The sequence below is a fragment of the Methylobacterium pseudosasicola genome, assembly GCF_900114535.1.
GTDB lineage: Bacteria > Pseudomonadota > Alphaproteobacteria > Rhizobiales > Beijerinckiaceae > Methylobacterium > Methylobacterium pseudosasicola.
In genome coordinates, this window is record NZ_FOTK01000046.1 from 19068 (window position 1) to 35524 (window position 16457).

Annotated in this window: 18 protein-coding genes and 2 rRNA genes; 6 read left to right on the forward strand and 14 right to left on the reverse strand. The window is 70.2% G+C overall.

What is annotated here, in order from left to right; translation table 11 throughout:
* Nucleotide 1 precedes the first annotated feature (1 nt).
* The 4 genes from BM228_RS28275 to BM228_RS28290 are packed head-to-tail and all read right to left on the reverse strand — an operon-like array spanning nt 2 to nt 2634.
* Entirely contained in the window at nt 2-595 is a 594-nt protein-coding gene (locus BM228_RS28275) for a nucleotidyltransferase family protein (RefSeq protein WP_092045906.1), read from the reverse strand.
* On the reverse strand, nt 588-1613 hold the full coding sequence (locus tag BM228_RS28280) for a molybdopterin-binding protein (protein ID WP_092045907.1): 1026 nt from the start codon (nt 1611-1613) through the stop codon (nt 588-590). Before BM228_RS28280 ends, BM228_RS28275 begins: the two co-directional genes overlap by 8 nt.
* On the reverse strand, nt 1610-2311 hold the full coding sequence (locus tag BM228_RS28285; RefSeq protein WP_092045909.1) for an XdhC family protein: 702 nt from the start codon (nt 2309-2311) through the stop codon (nt 1610-1612). The genes BM228_RS28280 and BM228_RS28285 overlap by 4 nt, the downstream gene beginning before the upstream one ends.
* A complete protein-coding gene (locus tag BM228_RS28290; RefSeq protein WP_092045911.1) occupies nt 2311-2634 on the reverse strand; it encodes an XdhC family protein in 324 nt (107 codons plus the stop codon). The genes BM228_RS28285 and BM228_RS28290 overlap by 1 nt, the downstream gene beginning before the upstream one ends.
* A gap of 269 nt (nt 2635-2903) precedes the next feature.
* Here BM228_RS28290 and BM228_RS28295 point away from each other — a divergent pair, with 269 nt between their 5' ends.
* Nucleotides 2904-4271 (forward strand): ATP-binding protein, encoded by a 1368-nt coding sequence (locus tag BM228_RS28295; protein WP_425285010.1) that lies wholly within the window; start codon nt 2904-2906, stop codon nt 4269-4271.
* Nucleotides 4272-4378: 107 nt separating this feature from the next.
* Here the strand turns inward: BM228_RS28295 and BM228_RS28300 are convergent, their stop codons facing one another.
* On the reverse strand, nt 4379-4612 hold the full coding sequence (locus tag BM228_RS28300; RefSeq protein ID WP_244537351.1) for a hypothetical protein: 234 nt from the start codon (nt 4610-4612) through the stop codon (nt 4379-4381).
* Nucleotides 4613-4845: 233 nt separating this feature from the next.
* On the opposite strand from BM228_RS28300, the gene BM228_RS28305 reads away from it, so the two are divergent.
* Nucleotides 4846-5037, forward strand: coding sequence for a hypothetical protein (locus BM228_RS28305; protein WP_092045917.1), 192 nt, complete (start codon nt 4846-4848; stop codon nt 5035-5037).
* Between the two features lie 126 nt (nt 5038-5163).
* Entirely contained in the window at nt 5164-6345 is a 1182-nt protein-coding gene (locus BM228_RS28310) for a pyridoxal phosphate-dependent aminotransferase (protein ID WP_092045919.1), read from the forward strand.
* A gap of 170 nt (nt 6346-6515) precedes the next feature.
* Here the strand turns inward: BM228_RS28310 and BM228_RS28315 are convergent, their stop codons facing one another.
* The 3 genes from BM228_RS28315 to BM228_RS28325 all read right to left on the reverse strand — a co-directional run bounded on the left by BM228_RS28315 (nt 6516) and on the right by BM228_RS28325 (nt 8635).
* Nucleotides 6516-7502 carry an alpha/beta hydrolase family protein gene (locus tag BM228_RS28315; protein WP_244537352.1) on the reverse strand — a complete coding sequence of 329 codons (987 nt, stop codon included), beginning with the start codon at nt 7500-7502 and terminating at the stop codon, nt 6516-6518.
* Nucleotides 7503-7703: 201 nt separating this feature from the next.
* Nucleotides 7704-8216 (reverse strand): DUF533 domain-containing protein, encoded by a 513-nt coding sequence (locus BM228_RS28320; protein ID WP_092045923.1) that lies wholly within the window; start codon nt 8214-8216, stop codon nt 7704-7706.
* A gap of 71 nt (nt 8217-8287) precedes the next feature.
* The gene (locus tag BM228_RS28325) at nt 8288-8635 is read right to left on the reverse strand and encodes a hypothetical protein (protein ID WP_092045940.1); all 348 of its coding nucleotides are present in this window, start codon (nt 8633-8635) and stop codon (nt 8288-8290) included.
* Nucleotides 8636-8883: 248 nt separating this feature from the next.
* On the opposite strand from BM228_RS28325, the gene BM228_RS28330 reads away from it, so the two are divergent.
* A complete protein-coding gene (locus BM228_RS28330; RefSeq protein WP_092045925.1) occupies nt 8884-9768 on the forward strand; it encodes a transglutaminase-like domain-containing protein in 885 nt (294 codons plus the stop codon).
* A gap of 85 nt (nt 9769-9853) precedes the next feature.
* On the opposite strand, the gene BM228_RS28335 is transcribed toward BM228_RS28330, so the two are convergent.
* Complete coding sequence (locus BM228_RS28335; RefSeq protein ID WP_092045927.1) at nt 9854-10882, reverse strand: alpha/beta hydrolase; 1029 nt, start codon at nt 10880-10882, stop codon at nt 9854-9856.
* A 206-nt stretch (nt 10883-11088) separates the two neighbouring features.
* On the opposite strand from BM228_RS28335, the gene meaB reads away from it, so the two are divergent.
* The gene (meaB, locus tag BM228_RS28340; RefSeq protein WP_092045929.1) at nt 11089-12075 is read left to right on the forward strand and encodes a methylmalonyl Co-A mutase-associated GTPase MeaB; all 987 of its coding nucleotides are present in this window, start codon (nt 11089-11091) and stop codon (nt 12073-12075) included.
* Between the two features lie 164 nt (nt 12076-12239).
* Nucleotides 12240-12617, forward strand: coding sequence for a CsbD family protein (locus tag BM228_RS28345; RefSeq protein ID WP_092045931.1), 378 nt, complete (start codon nt 12240-12242; stop codon nt 12615-12617).
* A gap of 44 nt (nt 12618-12661) precedes the next feature.
* On the opposite strand, the gene BM228_RS28350 is transcribed toward BM228_RS28345, so the two are convergent.
* From BM228_RS28350 to BM228_RS28370, 5 genes are all read right to left on the reverse strand, one after another.
* Nucleotides 12662-13462 (reverse strand): 3-hydroxybutyrate dehydrogenase, encoded by an 801-nt coding sequence (locus BM228_RS28350; RefSeq protein ID WP_092045933.1) that lies wholly within the window; start codon nt 13460-13462, stop codon nt 12662-12664.
* A gap of 98 nt (nt 13463-13560) precedes the next feature.
* Nucleotides 13561-15075 (reverse strand): sensor histidine kinase, encoded by a 1515-nt coding sequence (locus BM228_RS28355; protein ID WP_092045934.1) that lies wholly within the window; start codon nt 15073-15075, stop codon nt 13561-13563.
* On the reverse strand, nt 15072-15767 hold the full coding sequence (locus BM228_RS28360; protein ID WP_092045936.1) for a response regulator transcription factor: 696 nt from the start codon (nt 15765-15767) through the stop codon (nt 15072-15074). The genes BM228_RS28355 and BM228_RS28360 overlap by 4 nt, the downstream gene beginning before the upstream one ends.
* 357 nt (nt 15768-16124) lie before the next feature.
* A 5S ribosomal RNA gene (gene rrf / locus BM228_RS28365) occupies nt 16125-16240 on the reverse strand.
* Nucleotides 16241-16377: 137 nt separating this feature from the next.
* Nucleotides 16378-16457, reverse strand: a 23S ribosomal RNA gene (locus tag BM228_RS28370); the annotation flags it as partial.

Sequence of the window (16457 nt, forward strand, 5' to 3'; positions counted from 1 at the left end):
CTCAGGGGCGGTCGGCATCCCGCAGCGCATCCGGGGTGTCGATGTCGAGGGCGGTGGCCGGATCGCCCGGGATCTCCAGGATATCGGGCCGGTTCCGGAGCAGCGGCCCGGCGCCGCGGTCGCCGGTGAGCCGGGCGATGTCGTCTGCCAGCAGGCGTAGATTCAGGAGCACCGGGTTTCCGCGCCGGCCGTCCTGCACCGGGACGACGGCCGCCACAGCCTTCGAAGACTCTTCGAAGGAAACGGCCAAGCGGTCGATATGCACTTCGGAAATCCGCGGCATGTCGCCCAGCACCACCACCGCCGCTTCGCAGGATCGCGGAAGCGCGGCCAATCCGGCGCGCAGCGAAGTGGACAAGCCGGCGCGGAAATCCGGGTTCTCGACAAACGTCAGATCGAGCCCCGCCAGCGCCGCCCGGACCGCGTCGGCATGGGCGCCGAGTACCACGACCACCGGGCGCGGCCGGGCCGCCAGCGCTGCCTCGGCGGCGTGGCGAACCAGCGGCTTGCCGTCGAGCGGCGCCAGCATCTTGGGCTCCGGGCCGAACCGGGTACCAAGGCCCGCCGCCAGCAAGATCGTCCCGATCTCAGGCATCGGGATCCGCGGCCTCGCCGCCGGCCCGGGGCTGCGGCCGGGAGACGATCTCCATCAGCAAGCCACCGACCCCCAGGGCGACGATGTCGGCCCGGGTGACAGTCAGATCCGCCAGCAGCCGGTGCAGGATCCAGTCGAAGCCGTTCTCCTTGGGCGAGCGGGCACAGCCCGGCGCTCCGATCACAGGCACGCCCGCCCGGCTGCCGACAAGCAGCAGGTTCCCAGGATCGACCGGCATGCCGAGATGCGCGACGGTGCCGCCGGCCGCCGTGATGCCGGCCGGGATCACGTCACGCCGGTCGGCGATGGCCGAGGCGCCGAACACGACCACCAGATCCGCCCCGGCCCGGTCGGTCGCCTCCACGAGGGCCGCTGCCACAGAGCCGGCCGCGTGCGCCACGCGATCCTCGAAAACAATCTCGGCGCCCGTCGGGGCGAGGCGCTCGGCCAGGACCCGGAGCGTCTTGTCGATGGTGGTCTCCTTGAGGCTCGGCAGGCGGGTCGAGACCACGCCGACGCGCCGGCGGCGATAGGGGGCCACCGCGAGGGCGCCGGCCGTATCCGCCGCGCAGGCCTGGGCCAGCACGGCACCGGGCACGGCGTAGGGGATGATCTTCACGGTGGCGACCATCTCGCCCTCGACCACCGGCTTGAACGGCGGCAGCGTCGCCACCGTCACCGCCTCGTCGACGGTGTTGACCGCGTCGATCCGGGCCGGCGCCAGAGTCAGGACCCCGGCGGTCTCGGCGAACAGGTTGCAGCGGCCGGTGAACGGCGCCTCCGCGCGCAGGTTTGCCCCGCGCAGATGCGCGGCGAGCCGGGCCGCAGCCTCGTCCTCGCCGACATCGCCGGGTTCGAGGGCGGCCGCCACGATCTCGGAGAGCCCGGCACCGGCCAAGCCGGCGGCCGCATCCTGAGGGATCACCGCGCCCTTGCGCAGGGTGATGCCGTCGCGCCGGACCGTGTGGGCGCTGATCAGGCCGGCCGCCTCGGCGACCGGCACGGGGCCGAACCTCACGCGACCTCCGGGCGGGGAACCCGGCGGAGCGCCGCCACGATCTCGGCCAGCACGGCCAGCGCGATCTCGGCCGGGCTGACCGCCCCGATGGCGAGCCCAATCGGCGCCCGGATCCGGTTGATCTGCTCGGGCGAGAACCCGGCCTCCGCGAGCCGGGCGGTGCGGGCCGCGTGCGTCTTCCGCGAGCCGAGCGCGCCGACATAAAAACATTCGGCCGCGAGCGCCGCCTTCAGCGCCGGGTCGTCGATCTTGGGGTCGTGGGTCAGGGCGGCGAGCGCGCAGTAGCGGTCCAGGGGCGGCACGCGGCTGCCGAGGGCGGCGTCGGGCCATTCGGCGACGAGCTCGACACCTGGGAAACGCTCGGGGCTGGCAAAGGCCGTGCGCGGGTCGATCACGGTCAGCGCGAGGTCGAGCCCCGCCACCATCGGCGCCATCGCCTGCGAGATGTGGACCGCGCCGACCACCACGAGGCGGACCGGCGGGACCTGCACGGTCAGAAAGGTCTGGCGGCCGCCGATCTCCACGAGACCGCTCTTGCCCGAGGCCAGGTGCTTGCCCAGCACCTCCGCCAGGGGATCGGCGCCGATCTCCGCCTCGCGGACGAGGCGCTGCGTCCCGTCAGCGAGGTCGGTGACCAGGATCGTCGCCCGGCGCGCAGCGCGCTCGGCGTTCAGGATCTCCAGGGTCTCGGTGCGCATCAGTCGAGCCGCTCGACGAAGACCCGGATCCGGCCGCCGCAGGACAGCCCGGCCCGCCACGCCGTCTCATCGGCGACGCCGAATTCGAGGATGCGGGGCGCTCCGGCCTCGATCACCTCGATCGCCTCGGTGATCACAGATCCCTCGACGCAGCCGCCCGAGACGGACCCCAGAAAATTGCCCTCGGCATCGACCACGAGATGGCTGCCCACAGGCCGGGGCGCCGAGCCCCAGGTCTCGATCACGGTGGCGAGCGCCACGGCGCGCCCGTCCCGCCGCCAGGAGGAGGCGGCGGCGAGGATGTCTGTATCGGTGCTGAGCATGGCCCTCGAGACCTTGGCCGGCGGGTGCCCCCCGCCTGTCTCAGGTATGGCCCGCGCGCCGTCGTGCAAGGCGCGGAGGCGCCGATCTCCCGTCGCCTTGGCCGATCGCGGTGCGGGTGCGATAACGGCCCACCGCCCGCAACCGCCCGCCCCATGTCCGCCGCCGTCATACGGACCCCAAGCCGCCAGTCCCGGCCCCGCCTCGGCGGGCGGCTCAGGCACGGGCGCGCGCGCTCGTGAACGCCCCCGATCCCGGCCTGGCCCGCGCCCTGCGGACGGATCCGCCGCGGTCGCGCTCGGCGCCGCACCGGCTGTGGAAACGCGTCAGCCGCGCCATCGGGGACGCCCTGCCGAAGGGGCTCTACGCCCGGTCGCTGATCATCATCATCGCGCCGGTGGTCCTGCTGCAGTCGGTGATCGCCTACACGTTCATGGAGCGGCACTGGCAGCTCGTGACCAAGCGCCTGTCCGCGGCCGTGACTGCCGACGTCGCGGCGCTGATCGACATCTACGAGAGCTATCCGCAGGACCGGGACGCCGAGACGCTGTCGCGCATCGCGGCCGAGCGGCTGAACCTCGACCTCGACATCCTGAAGGGCGCCAAGCTCCCGACCCAAGGGCCGCGGCCGTTCTTCTCGATCCTGGACGAAGCCCTCTCGGACGAGATCAAGCGCCAGATCCGCCGGCCGTTCTGGATCGACACGGTCGGCCGCTCGAACCTGATCGAGATCCGGGTGGCGATCCCCGACGGGGTGATGCGGATCACCGGCCGGCGCAGCCAGGCCTACGCATCGAACTCGCACATCTTCCTCGTCTGGATGATCGGCTCCTCGCTGGTGCTGCTCGGCGTCGCGATCCTGTTCCTCCGCAACCAGATCAAGCCGATCCTGCGGCTCGCCGCGGTGGCGGAGGGGTTCGGCAAGGGCCGGGAGATCGAGTTCCGGCCGCGCGGAGCCCGGGAGGTGCGCCAGGCCGGCCACGCCTTCATCGAGATGAAGCGGCGCATCGAGCGGGCCATGGAGCAGCGCACGACGATGCTCAACGGCGTGAGCCACGACCTGCGCACCATCCTCACCCGCTTCCGCCTGTCCCTGGCGCTGTTCGAGCAGACCAGCGAGATCGAGGATCTGAGCCGCGACGTCGACGAGATGAGCCGGATGCTGGAGGGCTATCTCGCCTTCGCGCGCGGCGATTCCGCCGAGCCCGCCACCCCCACCGACATGCGGAGCCTCCTGGAGGACCTGCGCAGCGACGTGGAGCGCCTGGGCGCCCATGTCTCGGAGGTCAATCTCGTGGGGGCGCCCGAGGTCACCGTGCGCCCGGGGGCGTTCCGGCGCTGCCTGTTCAACCTCGCGGCCAATGCCGCCCGCTACGGGGAGACGGTGGCGATTTCCGGCCGGCTGGAGGCCCGCGCCTTCTACGTCTCGATCGACGATGACGGGCCGGGCATCCCACCCGAGAGCCGCGAGGAGGTGTTCAAGCCGTTCGTGCGCCTGGACGATTCCCGGCAGGATGCCGGCGGATCCGGGCTCGGGCTGGCCATCGCCCGGGACATCGCCCGGGCCCATGGCGGCGACATCGCCCTGCACGAAAGCCCGATGGGCGGCCTGCGGGCGACGGTCCGGGTGCCGGCCTAGCGCATCGTGCCGGATATCGGACTCGGCGCGATGCGCCAGGTTTCTGATTCGCATCGTCTTGTTCCGAAAGCCGGCGGCCGCCTTTCGGGACGATGCGCCGAGGCCGGTCAGGCGTCGGCCGGCCCGCGCAGGCGCTGGATCTCGGCCTGGGTGTTGCGGATGAGATGGTCGATGCTGGCCGCGTCGAGACCGGCGCGGCCCAGGCGCTCGCGGAGCGCCGCCTCGCCGTTCCAGGCGTAGCCCGCATCGCCGGGCAGGTGGCGCTTCAGCAGCGAGCTGACCACGCTCTCGCGCCGGTAGGCAGGATGCCGCAGCAGCCGGCCGATCTGGGCCGTGAGCATATCAAGCGGCGATACATTTGGCCCGTTCCCTTTCGACGAGACCGCTGTTGGGCGCATACTGGCATCTCCTCTTGAAAAGCCAGTATCCGTCCAAATGATTGCACTTCGGTGAGCGCCGCGACGCTACCGCGAAAAACTCCGCGCTCCGGGGTCCCAACCTTTGCAGCAGGGTGGTATGCAGGCGCGACGCCCATGAGCCGCGGCCAACCGCGCGCCGGATCCGAGTGCCCAGCATGAACCCGCTCGTCCCCCTGTTCATCATCCTGTCCCTGCCGCTCGCGGCGATCGGGCTGGTGCTCTATACCGACACAGGTATCGAGCCAGCGCTGTTCTACGCCTCGGTGAAGACCTTCGTGATCCTGGCCGTGATCGCCGGCGCGATGTCGTTCGGCGCCATGAAGCTGGCCGAGCGCACCAAGCACTAGAGCCCCGTGCCGGGCGCCTGAACCGGCACACGACTCTAGCCTTATGATTCGCATCGTTTTTTCCGAAAGCCGGCGGCTACCTTTCGGGACGATGCTCTAAGACCCTCACCGCCCGCGGAGAGCGCGATGCTGCACGTCGTTCCGGCCTTCTCGCGCATCGGCGAGGAGAACGCGTTCGCGGTGCTGGCCCGCGCCCAGGCGCTCTCCGCCCAGGGGCGGGACGTGATCAACCTCGGCATCGGCCAGCCCGACATGCCGACGCCGGCCCACGTGGTCGAGGCCGGCATCAAGGCCCTGCGCGACGGACACCACGGCTACACGCCGGCCACCGGCATTCCGGGCCTGCGCGAGGCCGTGGCGCGGGACATCCATCGCCGCCACGCCGTCGAGGTCTCGCCTGAGTCGGTGATGATCGTGCCCGGCGGCAAGGTCACCATGTTCATGGCGATCCTGATGTTCGGCGAGCCCGGCGCCGAGATCCTGTATCCGGATCCCGGCTTCCCGATCTACCGCTCGATGATCGAGTTCACCGGGGCGACGCCGGTGCCGGTGCCGATCCGCGAGGCCAACGGCTTCGCCTTCTCGGCGGCCGAAACCCTGGCGCTGATCACCCCCAGGACTCGCCTGCTGATCGTCAACTCGCCGGCCAACCCGACCGGCGGCGTGACGCCCAAGGCCGAGATCGACGCCCTGGTCGCGGGACTGGGAGAGCACCCGGACGTGGCGGTGCTATCGGACGAGATCTACGGCACGATGACGTATGACGGCGAGGCCCATCACTCGCTGCTGAAGTACGAAGAGATCCGCGACCGGCTGATCTATCTCGACGGCGCGTCCAAGACCTACGCGATGACCGGCTGGCGCCTCGGCTGGTCGGTCTGGCCGAAACCGCTCTACGATGCGGCCCGGAAGCTCGCGGTGAACGCCCATTCCTGCGTGAACGCCTCGACCCAATGGGCCGGCATCGCGGCTTTGGATGGCTCGCAGGATTGCGTGGCCGAGATGGTCGCCGAATTCGACCGCCGCCGGGCGATCGTGGTGAGCGGCCTGAACGCTCTGCCGGGCGTGTCCTGCATCGCCCCGAAGGGCGCGTTCTACGCCTTCCCGAACATCTCTCAGACCGGCTGGAAGGCCAAGCCCCTGGCCACCACCCTGCTGGAGGAGGCGGGCGTCGCGGTGATCGGCGGCCCCGACTTCGGCGTCCACGGCGAGGGCTATATCCGCCTGTCCTACGCCAACTCGGCGGAGAATATCCGTCGTGCGCTGGAGCGGATGGGTCAGTTCTTGACCGAGCGGAAACCGGGCTGATCCTGGAGGACGACCGTCCTCCGACCCAAATCCCCTCATCCTGAGGTGCCGCGCAGCGGCCTCGAAGGAGGCCTCCAGGAATCGCGCGGCCGGCTGGAGCCCTCCTTCGAGGGCTCCGCTTCGCTACGCCACCTCAGGATGAGGGGGCTGGTGGGACGACGGGACGGACGTCAAGATTTCCCCGCCCGCTTCTCGATCCAGCCCGCCAGCCAATCAGCGATGTCGAGGCTGTTCTTGTCCTGCATCAGCATGTGCGAATTGCCGTGGATCCCGATCTCCGGCAGCAGGATCAGCTCGGCCCGGCCGCCGGCGGCGTTCGCCGCGGCGACGAAGCTACGGCACTGCTTGAGCCGGGGCGCCCAGCGGGGCGAGGCGTCGACGAAGTCGCCGAATAGGACCAGGATCGGCAGGTCCTTGTAGGGGGCGAGATCGTCCTTGGCCGGATCCGGGCAGGCGGCGGGCTCGATCGCCACGAGGGCGCGGATGCCGGTGCGGTCGAGGGCGGCGGTCTGGAACGGGTAGATGCCCGATTGCGAGTGCGAGACCAGCACGGCGCCCTTCAGCCGCTTGGCCAGTTCCGAGAGGCCCGGCACGGTTGGGTTCGGCACCGGCAGGGCCGCGGACCAGTCGGCGACCATCTGCTTCCAGAACTCGCCCTGAGCCTCCAGGGGGAACTGCATCCCCGGAAACACCTTCGGGTATTCCGGCCCGAACCGGAAGATCGCCCAGGCCGGCTCGCGCCCGGCCGAGAAGACCGGCGGCAGCGAATCCGGCTCGGCCTTGCCCATCTTCACCGCCTCGATCTGGGCCGGGCTGATCGCCGAGCGCCCGCGCCAGGCCTGGTCGATCACGTAGGTCGGGAAGCCCCGGCGGACGAAGAACTCGTCCCAGCCCATGCGGCCGTCCGGGGTCGTCTCCCAGGTCTTGCCGGTGAGGCAGCAGCCGTGGATCAGCACCAGGGGCGGCCGCACCGGATCCACGGGGATCTGATAGCGGACATAGACCTGATCGACCGTGATCGTCCCCGAGGGCGCGTAGGCCGGCAGGGTCGAGAGCGTGTCGGACTGGATGTCGCGACCGCCGACGAAGAAGCTGCCCTGGCCGGAGAGCGTCAGGGGACCGGGGCCCGGGTCGGCGGCGTGGACGGGAACGCTCATCGCGGTCAGGCCTCCGGCCAGCAAGGCTCCGACGAGACGTCGGACGGCCCGTCGCGCACGGGACGGAGCGGGCAATGACAGCGTCGGCATGAAACGTCCCGGCCCTAAGCGGCCGGGACGCATCGGCCCGGTTCACCGCCCGCAAGACCTAGCATGAAGCTCGGCCGTCGCGGGAGATGCATAGCCGGAAATCAAAGTCGTTCAGGCGGCGATGTCGCGCTCGATCCGGGCCGTCGCCTCGCCGGGCACGTCCAGGGCCTCGGCGAGCATCTTCAGGAACTGGCGCTCCTGCAGCGTGTCCGGATCGATCGCCAGCCGCGCCGCCGCGTAGATCCGCGCAGCCGCATCGGGATCGTCCACCCGATCGGCGATCTCGTCGATCTCGGCGGGGCTCGACAGCTCGCGGTCGAGCCAAGCCCGCCCGTCGGCATCGAGGCCGGCGCCGGCCACCGCCGCGTCGAGGCGCTTGCGCTCGGCCGTATCAACCATGCCGTCCGCAATGGTGGCGGCCACCATCGCCCGGAGCATCAGCCGCGCCTCGTCCTCGTCGACCTTGGAAAAATCCGGGCCGCCCGTCTCCGGTGGCGCGGCTCCGCGCAGGGCCCGGTAGGCGAGCCCACCGATCAGCGCGAGGCCGCCCAAAGCCGCGCTGGCCGCGATGCCGCCGCGGCGGGCACGCACCAGCGCATCCACGATTCGCCTGCTGTCAGCCATGTCGTTCCTCCCGGATTGATTCCGAATCGGTTCGGAAACCCCCGGGAGGCGGCCGAGTTCAGGCCTAAGTTTCAGGCGTCGGCTTCGTCGTCCTCGTCCGCCTCGTCGATATCGACCAGGAAGACGATGTCGGCCTCGTCCTCGTCCTCCTCGTCGGTCTCGCCGCCGGCATGGTGCTTGTCGTCGGTGAACTCGCCCTCGCCGTCATCTTCGGCGAGCGCGTCCTCGAAGATCTCGATCTCGTCCTCGGTGGCAGCCCGGATGATGAGGGGCGACGTGCCGTTCCAGAGCGGCTTGCCCTCGCTCGTCATCGTCCGGATGTCTTCCTTGAAGCCTTCGCAGGTGAAGAGGTCCTTGGCGGACGCCTCGTCGCTGTTGATCACCGCCACGGCGGTGCCCTCGATCTCGAGCGTGAACATGGCCGGCATCCTTCTCGTAACCGTCCTTGGCGCGCCCAGTCAGCGGGATCGCGCGCGGGTGCGACGCACCGCCCCGGGGAGAAACGCCTGCGTCCCACCCGGCGGTCATGAGCGCCGCGCGCGGATGCTGTAGGGGTGAACCGAACGCCCGCCAAGCCCGTCTGAGCCAGACCGCCCCGAAAGCCGTGGCGCGAATCCTGCCGGGCGGCGGCCATAACGAAACCGGACGGGAAGAAGGATCACCGCGGATGCGGATCAGGCTCGGCTGCGAGATGCGCTACGCCTTCCCCTATCCAGTGCCGATGGTGGTGATGCTGAACGTGCATCCCACCCGGGCGGACGCCCTCGAAGCACCCGACACGCTCCGCACCGATCCGCCGGTCCCGGTGGAGCTCTATCGCGACGGCTTCGGCAACCTGTGCGGGCGCCTGACCGCGCCGGCGGGAGGCTTCACCATCGGCACCGACGCGGTGATCCACGATGACGGACGCCCGGACCCGGTGCATCTGGACGCCGAGCAGCACGCGATCGAGACGCTCCCGGCCGAGACGATCGTGTTCCTGCTGCCGAGCCGCTACTGCGAATCGGACCTGCTTGCCGACGAGGCTTGGCGCCTGTTCGGCCATATCGAGCCGGGCTGGGGCCGGGTGCAGGCGGTCTGCGACTTCGTCCACGACCACATCGCGTTCGGCTACGAGTTCGCCCATGGCGACCGCACCGCCCAGGATGCCTATGCCGGCGGGCGCGGGGTCTGCCGGGATTTCACCCACCTAGCCGTGGCCTTCTGCCGCGCGCTCAACGTGCCGACCCGCTACTGCACCGGCTATGTCAGCTTCATCGGCGAGCCCGAGCCGCACCCGGCCGGCGACTTCGCGGCCTGGATGGAGGTCTATCTCGGCGGGCGCTGGCACGTGTTCGACCCGCGCAACAACAGCCCGCGGATCGGCCGGGTGATGGTGGCCTACGGCCGCGACGCCGCCGACGTGCCGCTGACCCACACATTCGGCCCCAATCCCCTGGTGGGCTTCCGGGTCTGGGCCGACCGGATCGACCATCTCGACGCCGCCGGCGACGCGCCAATCCTGCCGGAAGAACCCCTGCCGCCGCAGAGCATGGCGACCCGGACGGGGTGAGCACCCACCACGAGTACGTCTCGTGGGCTCCGCCCCCGAACCCCGCCAAAGGGCTCGCCCTTTGGAAACTTGTTCTCTCGGCGACTTACACTCCGGCGCCGCGGGCGATGGCGCGCTTGACCACCGCCTGCACCTCCGGGTTCGAGAGGAACAGGTCGTGGTTGATCAGGCCGCCGCCGTAATCGGAGGCGTCGGCGACGCGCACGCCGAGAGCCTCCAGCTTGGCACGATCGGCGGCGCCGGCCCGGACGCCGCCGGCGAGGGCGGCGGAGAGTTCCAGGGCGCGGTCGTTGGTCGAGGAAATCACGGTGATCTTCGACACGTCGGGCCCGAGCCGGGCGACGCCGTTCGAGAACAGGTCGAAATCGATGTCGGGGGCGGCCAGCACCACGGCGCCGATGCGCGACATCGCCGCCTCGCCGGCCTCGGCTCGCAGCATGCGGATGGTTTCGAGGGTCAGCAGCGTGCCCATCGAATGTGCGACGATGTTAATGCGACCGCCGCTCGGGGTCGCCGTGATGGCCTTCAGCAGGTCCTCGAAGGCATCCCGCGACCAGAGCGCGCTCTCGCGGTCGTAATTGTAGTCGAAGGTCGCGGCAGCCGACGGCCAGGTGAACAGGCCGGAGACGCCCCGGAACCGGATGCCGTCGGACAGGCGCGCCGCGCTGACGGCGGCGGATTCGAACGATTCCCGGTAGCCGTGCACGTAGATCAGCACGTCGCGGCCGAGCGCCGCCTGCGCGAAGGCCTCCGCGGCGCCCGGGCCGGTCTCGGTCTTGGGCACCGCCCCGATGGTCCAGTCGCCGGTGATCACCGCCGAGACCTTGCCCAGCAGCGAGCGGTCCGGCGGCGACAGGCGCACCTCGGCGAAGCTCAGGCCGCGGCCGCGCTCGGAATTGAAATACGGCGGCCGGGGCGGCGTGCCCACGGGCTTACGCGTCGTGGCCACCAGCAGCACCGGCATGACGTCGAGCGCCGACTGCTTCTCGGGCAGGGCCGCGGAGGTGCCGAGGTCATCGGTGACGCAGGCGCCAAGGGACGGGGCGAGCCCCGCCGCCCCCGCGAGGGCGCCGATCCGAAGGAGTGCGCGGCGTGAGACGGTATGGCTCGACATGATCCGGGTGCGTTCGGGCGGGGCGCCAACCGTCGCGCAGGATCGTGACCATGGCGGGGCACGATCGGGGGCCGAGCCTGTGGAGTGCGGGTAATCAGCGGTTCGTGGTGCAACGGACACAGGCGACGCGCCGAGCGGCGCGCCGAGCCGGTCCCCCGCGGCGATCCCCTCTCGACGGCGACGCCAAGCGCCGCCATGAAGGGCTCATGACGCCGTCCATCGACATCGAGAGCCTGCGCGAGCGCCTGCTGCGCGGCGACCGCGCCGCCCTGGCCCGGGCGATCACCCTCGCCGAGTCGAAACGGCCCGATCACCGGGCGCTCGCTGCCTCGCTGATCGACTCGGTCCTGTCCGAGACCGGCAAGGCGATCCGGGTCGGCATCACCGGCGTGCCCGGCGTCGGTAAGTCCACCACCATCGACGCGCTGGGGTCGAACCTCACGGAAGCCGGCCACAAGGTCGCGGTGCTGGCCGTCGATCCGTCCTCGTCGCGCACCGGCGGCTCGATCCTCGGCGACAAGACCCGGATGGCCCGGCTCGCCCACGATCCGAAGGCCTTCATCCGCCCCTCCCCGTCCTCGGGCACGCTCGGCGGCGTCGCGGCCAAGACCCGCGAGACCATGCTGCTCTGCGAGGCGGCGGGGTTCGACGTGATCCTGGTGGAGACCGTGGGCGTCGGCCAGTCCGAGACCGCGGTGGCCGACCTCACCGACTTCTTCCTCGTGCTGATGCTGCCTGGGGCCGGCGACGAACTTCAGGGCATCAAGAAGGGCATCCTCGAACTCGCCGACATGATCGCGGTCAACAAGGCCGATGTTGGCGAGGCCGAGCAGCGGGCCAACGCCGCCGCCTCCGAATACCGCGCCGCCCTGCACATCCTCACCCCCGCCTCGGCGACCTGGACGCCGCCGGTGGTGACGATCTCGGGCTTCCACAACCTGCGCCTCGACGCCCTCTGGGCGAAGATCGTCGATCACCGGGAAAAACTCACCGCCACCGGGGAGATTCAGGCGAAGCGCCGGGCGCAGGATGTGAAATGGATGTGGGCCCTGGTCCATGAGCGGCTGCATCAGCGGCTCGTCGGCTCGCCGGAAGTCCGGCGGAGCACCGCCGAGGCCGAGGCCGGTGTCGCCCGGGGCGAGACATCCCCGGCCGCGGGCGCGGCGGCCATCGCCGAGCTGATCGGCCTCTGACGTTGCACCTCGGGCGTTTACCCTGATCCGCATCGGGCGGGCCGGATCGCAGAAAATCACCGCGGCGCGGTGCGCAAACCCGGTCTCGCGCGTTCGGTGCACGACGAGGGATCCTGCGGCGCCTCCTGTCGTACCGGCGCCGCGCTCACGTCGAGGAGAGTGTCATGGTGGATACGGATCGGATCGTCGGCGGCGCCAAGGAAGCCCTCGGCAAGGCTCAGGGCACGGCCGGCGACTTCGTGGGCTCGAACCGGGACTCGGTGGAAGGCCGGGTCCGCGACGTTCAGGGCCAGGCCCAGAACGCCTACGGGCAGGTCAAGGACAAGGCCCGGGACCTCGCCGACAAGGCCAGCGACTATGCCGGCGACGCCTATGGCCGGGCTGGCGACGTCGCGGGCGACGCCTACGAGCGGGGCGGCTCCTACCTGCGCGACGGCCGCGCTGCGGTCGGCGCCCGGGTCGAGGAGAACCCGCTGGTCGCGCTGCTGATCGCCGGCGCGGTCGGCTACGGCATCGCTCTGCTGTTTCACGGGCGCCGCTGAACCCCTTACGGCTCCGCCCTCACGGGGGCGGAGCCGCTTCGGCCTTATTGTGCGGTCCAGCCGCCATCCATGCTGATATTGGCGCCCGTGATCTGGCTCGCCGCGTCGGAACACAGGAAGACCGCCAGCGCCGCCACCTGATCGACGGTGACGAACTCCTTCGTCGGCTGCGCTTTCAGCAGCACGTCCTCGATCACCTGCTCCTTGGTCAGGCCCCGCGCCTTCATCGTGTCCGGGATCTGCGCCTCGACCAGCGGCGTCCAGACATAGCCCGGCGAGATGCAGTTCACCGTGATCCGGTGCGGCGCCAGTTCCAAAGCGGCCGCCTTGCTGAGCCCGCTGATCCCGTGCTTGGCCGCCACGTAGGCGGACTTGAACGGCGAGGCCACCAGCGAATGCGCCGAGGCGGTGTTGATGATCCGCCCCCAGCCCCGGGCCTTCATGCCGGGGATCGCGGCATGCATCGCGTGGAACGCCGAGGACAGGTTGATCGCGATGATCTGCTCCCACTTCTCCGGCGGGAAGTCCTCGATCGGCGAGACGAACTGGATGCCGGCATTGTTGACCAGCACGTCGACGGCGCCGAACGCCGCTTCCGCCTCGCGAACCATCTCGGTGATCGCCTCGGGCTTGCTCATATCGGCGGCCGAGTAATGCGCCTTCACGCCTTGCTCGCGCTCGATCCCGGCGCGAATCTCCTCGATGGCCTGCGCATCCCCGAACCCGTTGAGCACCACGTTGGCCCCCTGCGCCGCGAGGGCGCGGGCGATGGCGAGGCCGATGCCGCTGGTGGATCCGGTGACGAGGGCGGTCTTGGACGTGAGGGTCTGGGACGTGAGAGTCATGGGGCCTCCTGAGCTTCGTCCCGAAGGGTGTTGACCAACGTTCGGGACCGGACGGTGCGCGAAAACCGGGGCTTTCAACTCATGATCCCGTACCTGCCTCAAGGCAGGCGCGAAATCGACCCTCCCGGCGCGCTCGCCGCCAAAGCCGGTATCGGTTCGGCCGCGCCGTCACCCGCCGCTGCCGCGACACCCGGCGCCTGTGCGGGGAAGGCCAGTTCCACCCGCAATCCGGGCCCGTTGTCGGAGAGCCGCAACGTCCCCCGATGCAGCCGGACCACCGCGTTGACCAGGCTGAGACCGAGCCCGAAACCTGGGCGCGAGCGCGCATCCTCCAGCCGGACGAACCGCCCGAGCACCCGGGCCCGCTCGGCCTCCGGGATGCCTGGCCCGTGATCGGTCACGGTGAGATGGACCGTCTCGCCGGAGCGCCCCGCCTCCACGGTGACCCGCGCCTCGGCTCCCCCAGCCCCGTATTTCAGGGCGTTGTCGATCAGGTTGGCCAGAGCCTGCCCGATCAGCTCGCGATTGCCCGCGATGATCAGCCCGTCGCCGGCACGCACGTCGAGCTCCAGGCCCTGATCCTCGGCCAAAGCCTCGTAGAGCTCCCCCACCTCCCGGACCGCCGCGCCGAGATCCACCGGCGCCAGGATTTCCCGGGCATTACCGGCTTCGAGCCGGGCGATCATCAAGAGGGCGTTGAACACCCGGATCAGCCCGTCGCTCTCCTCGATCACCGCCTCAAGGGCGGCGCGCAATTCCTCGGGCGAGGCGGCTTTGCGCAGGGCCTCGTCGGCCCGGTTGCGAAGGCGAGTAAGCGGCGTCTTCAGGTCGTGGGCGATATTGTCGGAGACCTCGCGCATGCCGCGCATCAATTCGCCGATCCGCTCCAGCATCAGGTTGAGGCTGGCGGCCAGGCGGTCCAGCTCGTCGCCGTTCCCCGCCACGTAGAGCCGGCCGTCGAGGTCGCCCGCCATGATTGCCCGGGTGGTCTGGGTCATGGCGTCGACCCGGCGCAGGACCCGGCTCGCCGCCAGCCAGCCGCCGATCACCCCGAGCAGCACCACGGCGGCGAGCGACGTGCCGAAGGCCCGGCCGATTACGGCCCGCAGCCGGTCGCGCTCCTCCGTGTCGCGCCCGACCAGGAGCCGGAACCCGCCCGGCAGGGTGAAGACCCGCACGATCGCCCGATGGGGATCGGTATCGGAATCGCTCCGGCCGTAGCGAGTCTCGCTCTGGCCCGGACTGGCCAGCACGGAAGCTGGGACATAGCCGACATTGCCGACCACGTGCTCACCGCTCGCCGTGGTCACCAGGTAGAGCGAGGCGCCGGGCTCCCGGGAGCGGCGCTCGACCACGGTAATCAGTCGGCGCAGGCCGCCGGCATTGTACTGCTCGGACAGGCCGTTGATCTCGGCATCGATGGTCGAGACGATCTGGTCGTCCAGCACCGCCCGGGCGTTCCAGGCGACGTAGCCCAGCGCCAGGAAGGCGCAGAGCGCGAAGATCGCCAGATAGGCGATCGACAGCTTGAACGCCGTGGTCCGGAACAGCTTCTGGACGCGCGCCCCAATGGTCTCGCGCGGGATCGGCTCGACCGAAACGCCCGTGCTCACCCGGTGCTGCCCTCATCGAAGCGCAGCACGTAGCCGGCCCCCCGAACGGTATGAATGATCGGCGACGCGAAACCCTTGTCGAGCTTGCCGCGCAGGCGCGAGACATGGACGTCGATGACGTTGGTCTGCGGATCGAAATGGTAGTCCCAGACATGCTCGAGCAGCATCGTCCGGGTCACCACCTGCCCGGCATGCCGCATTAGGTATTCGAGCAGGCGGAATTCCCGCGGCTGCAGCATGATCTCCCGGCCGGCCCGGGTGACCCGGTGGGATAGCCGGTCGAGTTCGAGGTCGCCGACCCGGTAGCGGGTCTCCTCCGCGGCGCCCGAGCCGGCCTGCCGCCGAGCCAGGGCTTCCGTGCGGGCGAGGAGTTCGGAGAAGGCGTAGGGTTTCGGCAGGTAATCGTCGCCGCCGGCGCGCAGGCCCTTCACCCGGTCATCGACCTGGCCCAGCGCGGACAGGATCAGCACCGGCGTCGTGACCGCCTGCTCGCGCAGGGACCGGATCAGCGACAGCCCGTCGAGCTTCGGCAGCATCCGGTCGACGATCAGCACGTCGTAGGCGCCCTCGCGGGCGAGCGCGTAGCCGTCCAAGCCATCATGGGCGCTGTCGGCGACGTGCCCGGTCTCGCGGAACGCCTTGACGAGATAGGCGGCCGCCTCCCGGTCGTCCTCGATGATGAGCAGTCGCATGGACCCAGTCCATAGCGCGGCTCGGGAAACGGGGGAACGCTGCTCTGTCACTACGGCCATCCCCGACTCCCCTCCCCTCTCGGATGGACGAGCGGGCCGAGCCCGGGGGGGCGGAACCCGGCCCGCTCCGAAGCCGGGGACCTCGGAGGGCACGAGGTCGGATGCGGGCTCCGGCCGCGCGAGCGGCCAGGAGACTGTGCCGCCATCCGAATTACCGGACACTCGCGCCAGGATGACTTCGCGGTAAGGAAGCCGGGACACAGCCAACGGCAAAAACGCGAACAGGCCGCCCTGGTGAGAGGCGGCCTGTTCGCGTTCTGTGATCGTGTGTGAGGGAATGTGTATTGCGATGTGCGGGTCTGGCGGCGACCGACTCTCCCGTGCCTTGAGACACAGTACCATGGGCGCTGGCGTGTTTAACGGCCGAGTTCGAGATGGGATCGGGTTCTGGGCACGCCGCTCAAGCCACCAGACCGGCGCATCGCAATGCGTTTCGGACTTGGCCGCGCAGGGTGCTGCGACGGCGGGGTCCGGTTCGGCAAGCATGTGGCAGCGTCTGCTGCTGGTCTTCGTGTGACCGTATCGTGTGTCACGGACACGGATCACGGGAGCGATCAAGTCAATCGGGCGATTAGTACCGGTCGGCTCAACGCGTCACCGCGCTTGCACCCCCGGCCTATCGACGTGGTC

Coding starts and splice junctions, on each gene's coding strand:
- BM228_RS28315 (WP_244537352.1), bottom strand. CDS start 7,502: ATGAGCGTTCCCGTCCACGCCGCCGACCCGGGCCCCGGTCCCCTGACG.
- BM228_RS28320 (WP_092045923.1), bottom strand. CDS start 8,216: ATGGCTGACAGCAGGCGAATCGTGGATGCGCTGGTGCGTGCCCGCCGC.
- BM228_RS28345 (WP_092045931.1), top strand. CDS start 12,240: ATGGTGGATACGGATCGGATCGTCGGCGGCGCCAAGGAAGCCCTCGGC.
- BM228_RS28330 (WP_092045925.1), top strand. CDS start 8,884: ATGCGGATCAGGCTCGGCTGCGAGATGCGCTACGCCTTCCCCTATCCA.
- BM228_RS28360 (WP_092045936.1), bottom strand. CDS start 15,767: ATGCGACTGCTCATCATCGAGGACGACCGGGAGGCGGCCGCCTATCTC.
- BM228_RS28335 (WP_092045927.1), bottom strand. CDS start 10,882: ATGTCGAGCCATACCGTCTCACGCCGCGCACTCCTTCGGATCGGCGCC.
- BM228_RS28275 (WP_092045906.1), bottom strand. CDS start 595: ATGCCTGAGATCGGGACGATCTTGCTGGCGGCGGGCCTTGGTACCCGG.
- BM228_RS28350 (WP_092045933.1), bottom strand. CDS start 13,462: ATGACTCTCACGTCCCAGACCCTCACGTCCAAGACCGCCCTCGTCACC.
- BM228_RS28285 (WP_092045909.1), bottom strand. CDS start 2,311: ATGCGCACCGAGACCCTGGAGATCCTGAACGCCGAGCGCGCTGCGCGC.
- BM228_RS28325 (WP_092045940.1), bottom strand. CDS start 8,635: ATGTTCACGCTCGAGATCGAGGGCACCGCCGTGGCGGTGATCAACAGC.
- BM228_RS28305 (WP_092045917.1), top strand. CDS start 4,846: ATGAACCCGCTCGTCCCCCTGTTCATCATCCTGTCCCTGCCGCTCGCG.
- meaB (WP_092045929.1), top strand. CDS start 11,089: ATGACGCCGTCCATCGACATCGAGAGCCTGCGCGAGCGCCTGCTGCGC.
- BM228_RS28300 (WP_244537351.1), bottom strand. CDS start 4,612: ATGCTCACGGCCCAGATCGGCCGGCTGCTGCGGCATCCTGCCTACCGG.
- BM228_RS28290 (WP_092045911.1), bottom strand. CDS start 2,634: ATGCTCAGCACCGATACAGACATCCTCGCCGCCGCCTCCTCCTGGCGG.
- BM228_RS28310 (WP_092045919.1), top strand. CDS start 5,164: ATGCTGCACGTCGTTCCGGCCTTCTCGCGCATCGGCGAGGAGAACGCG.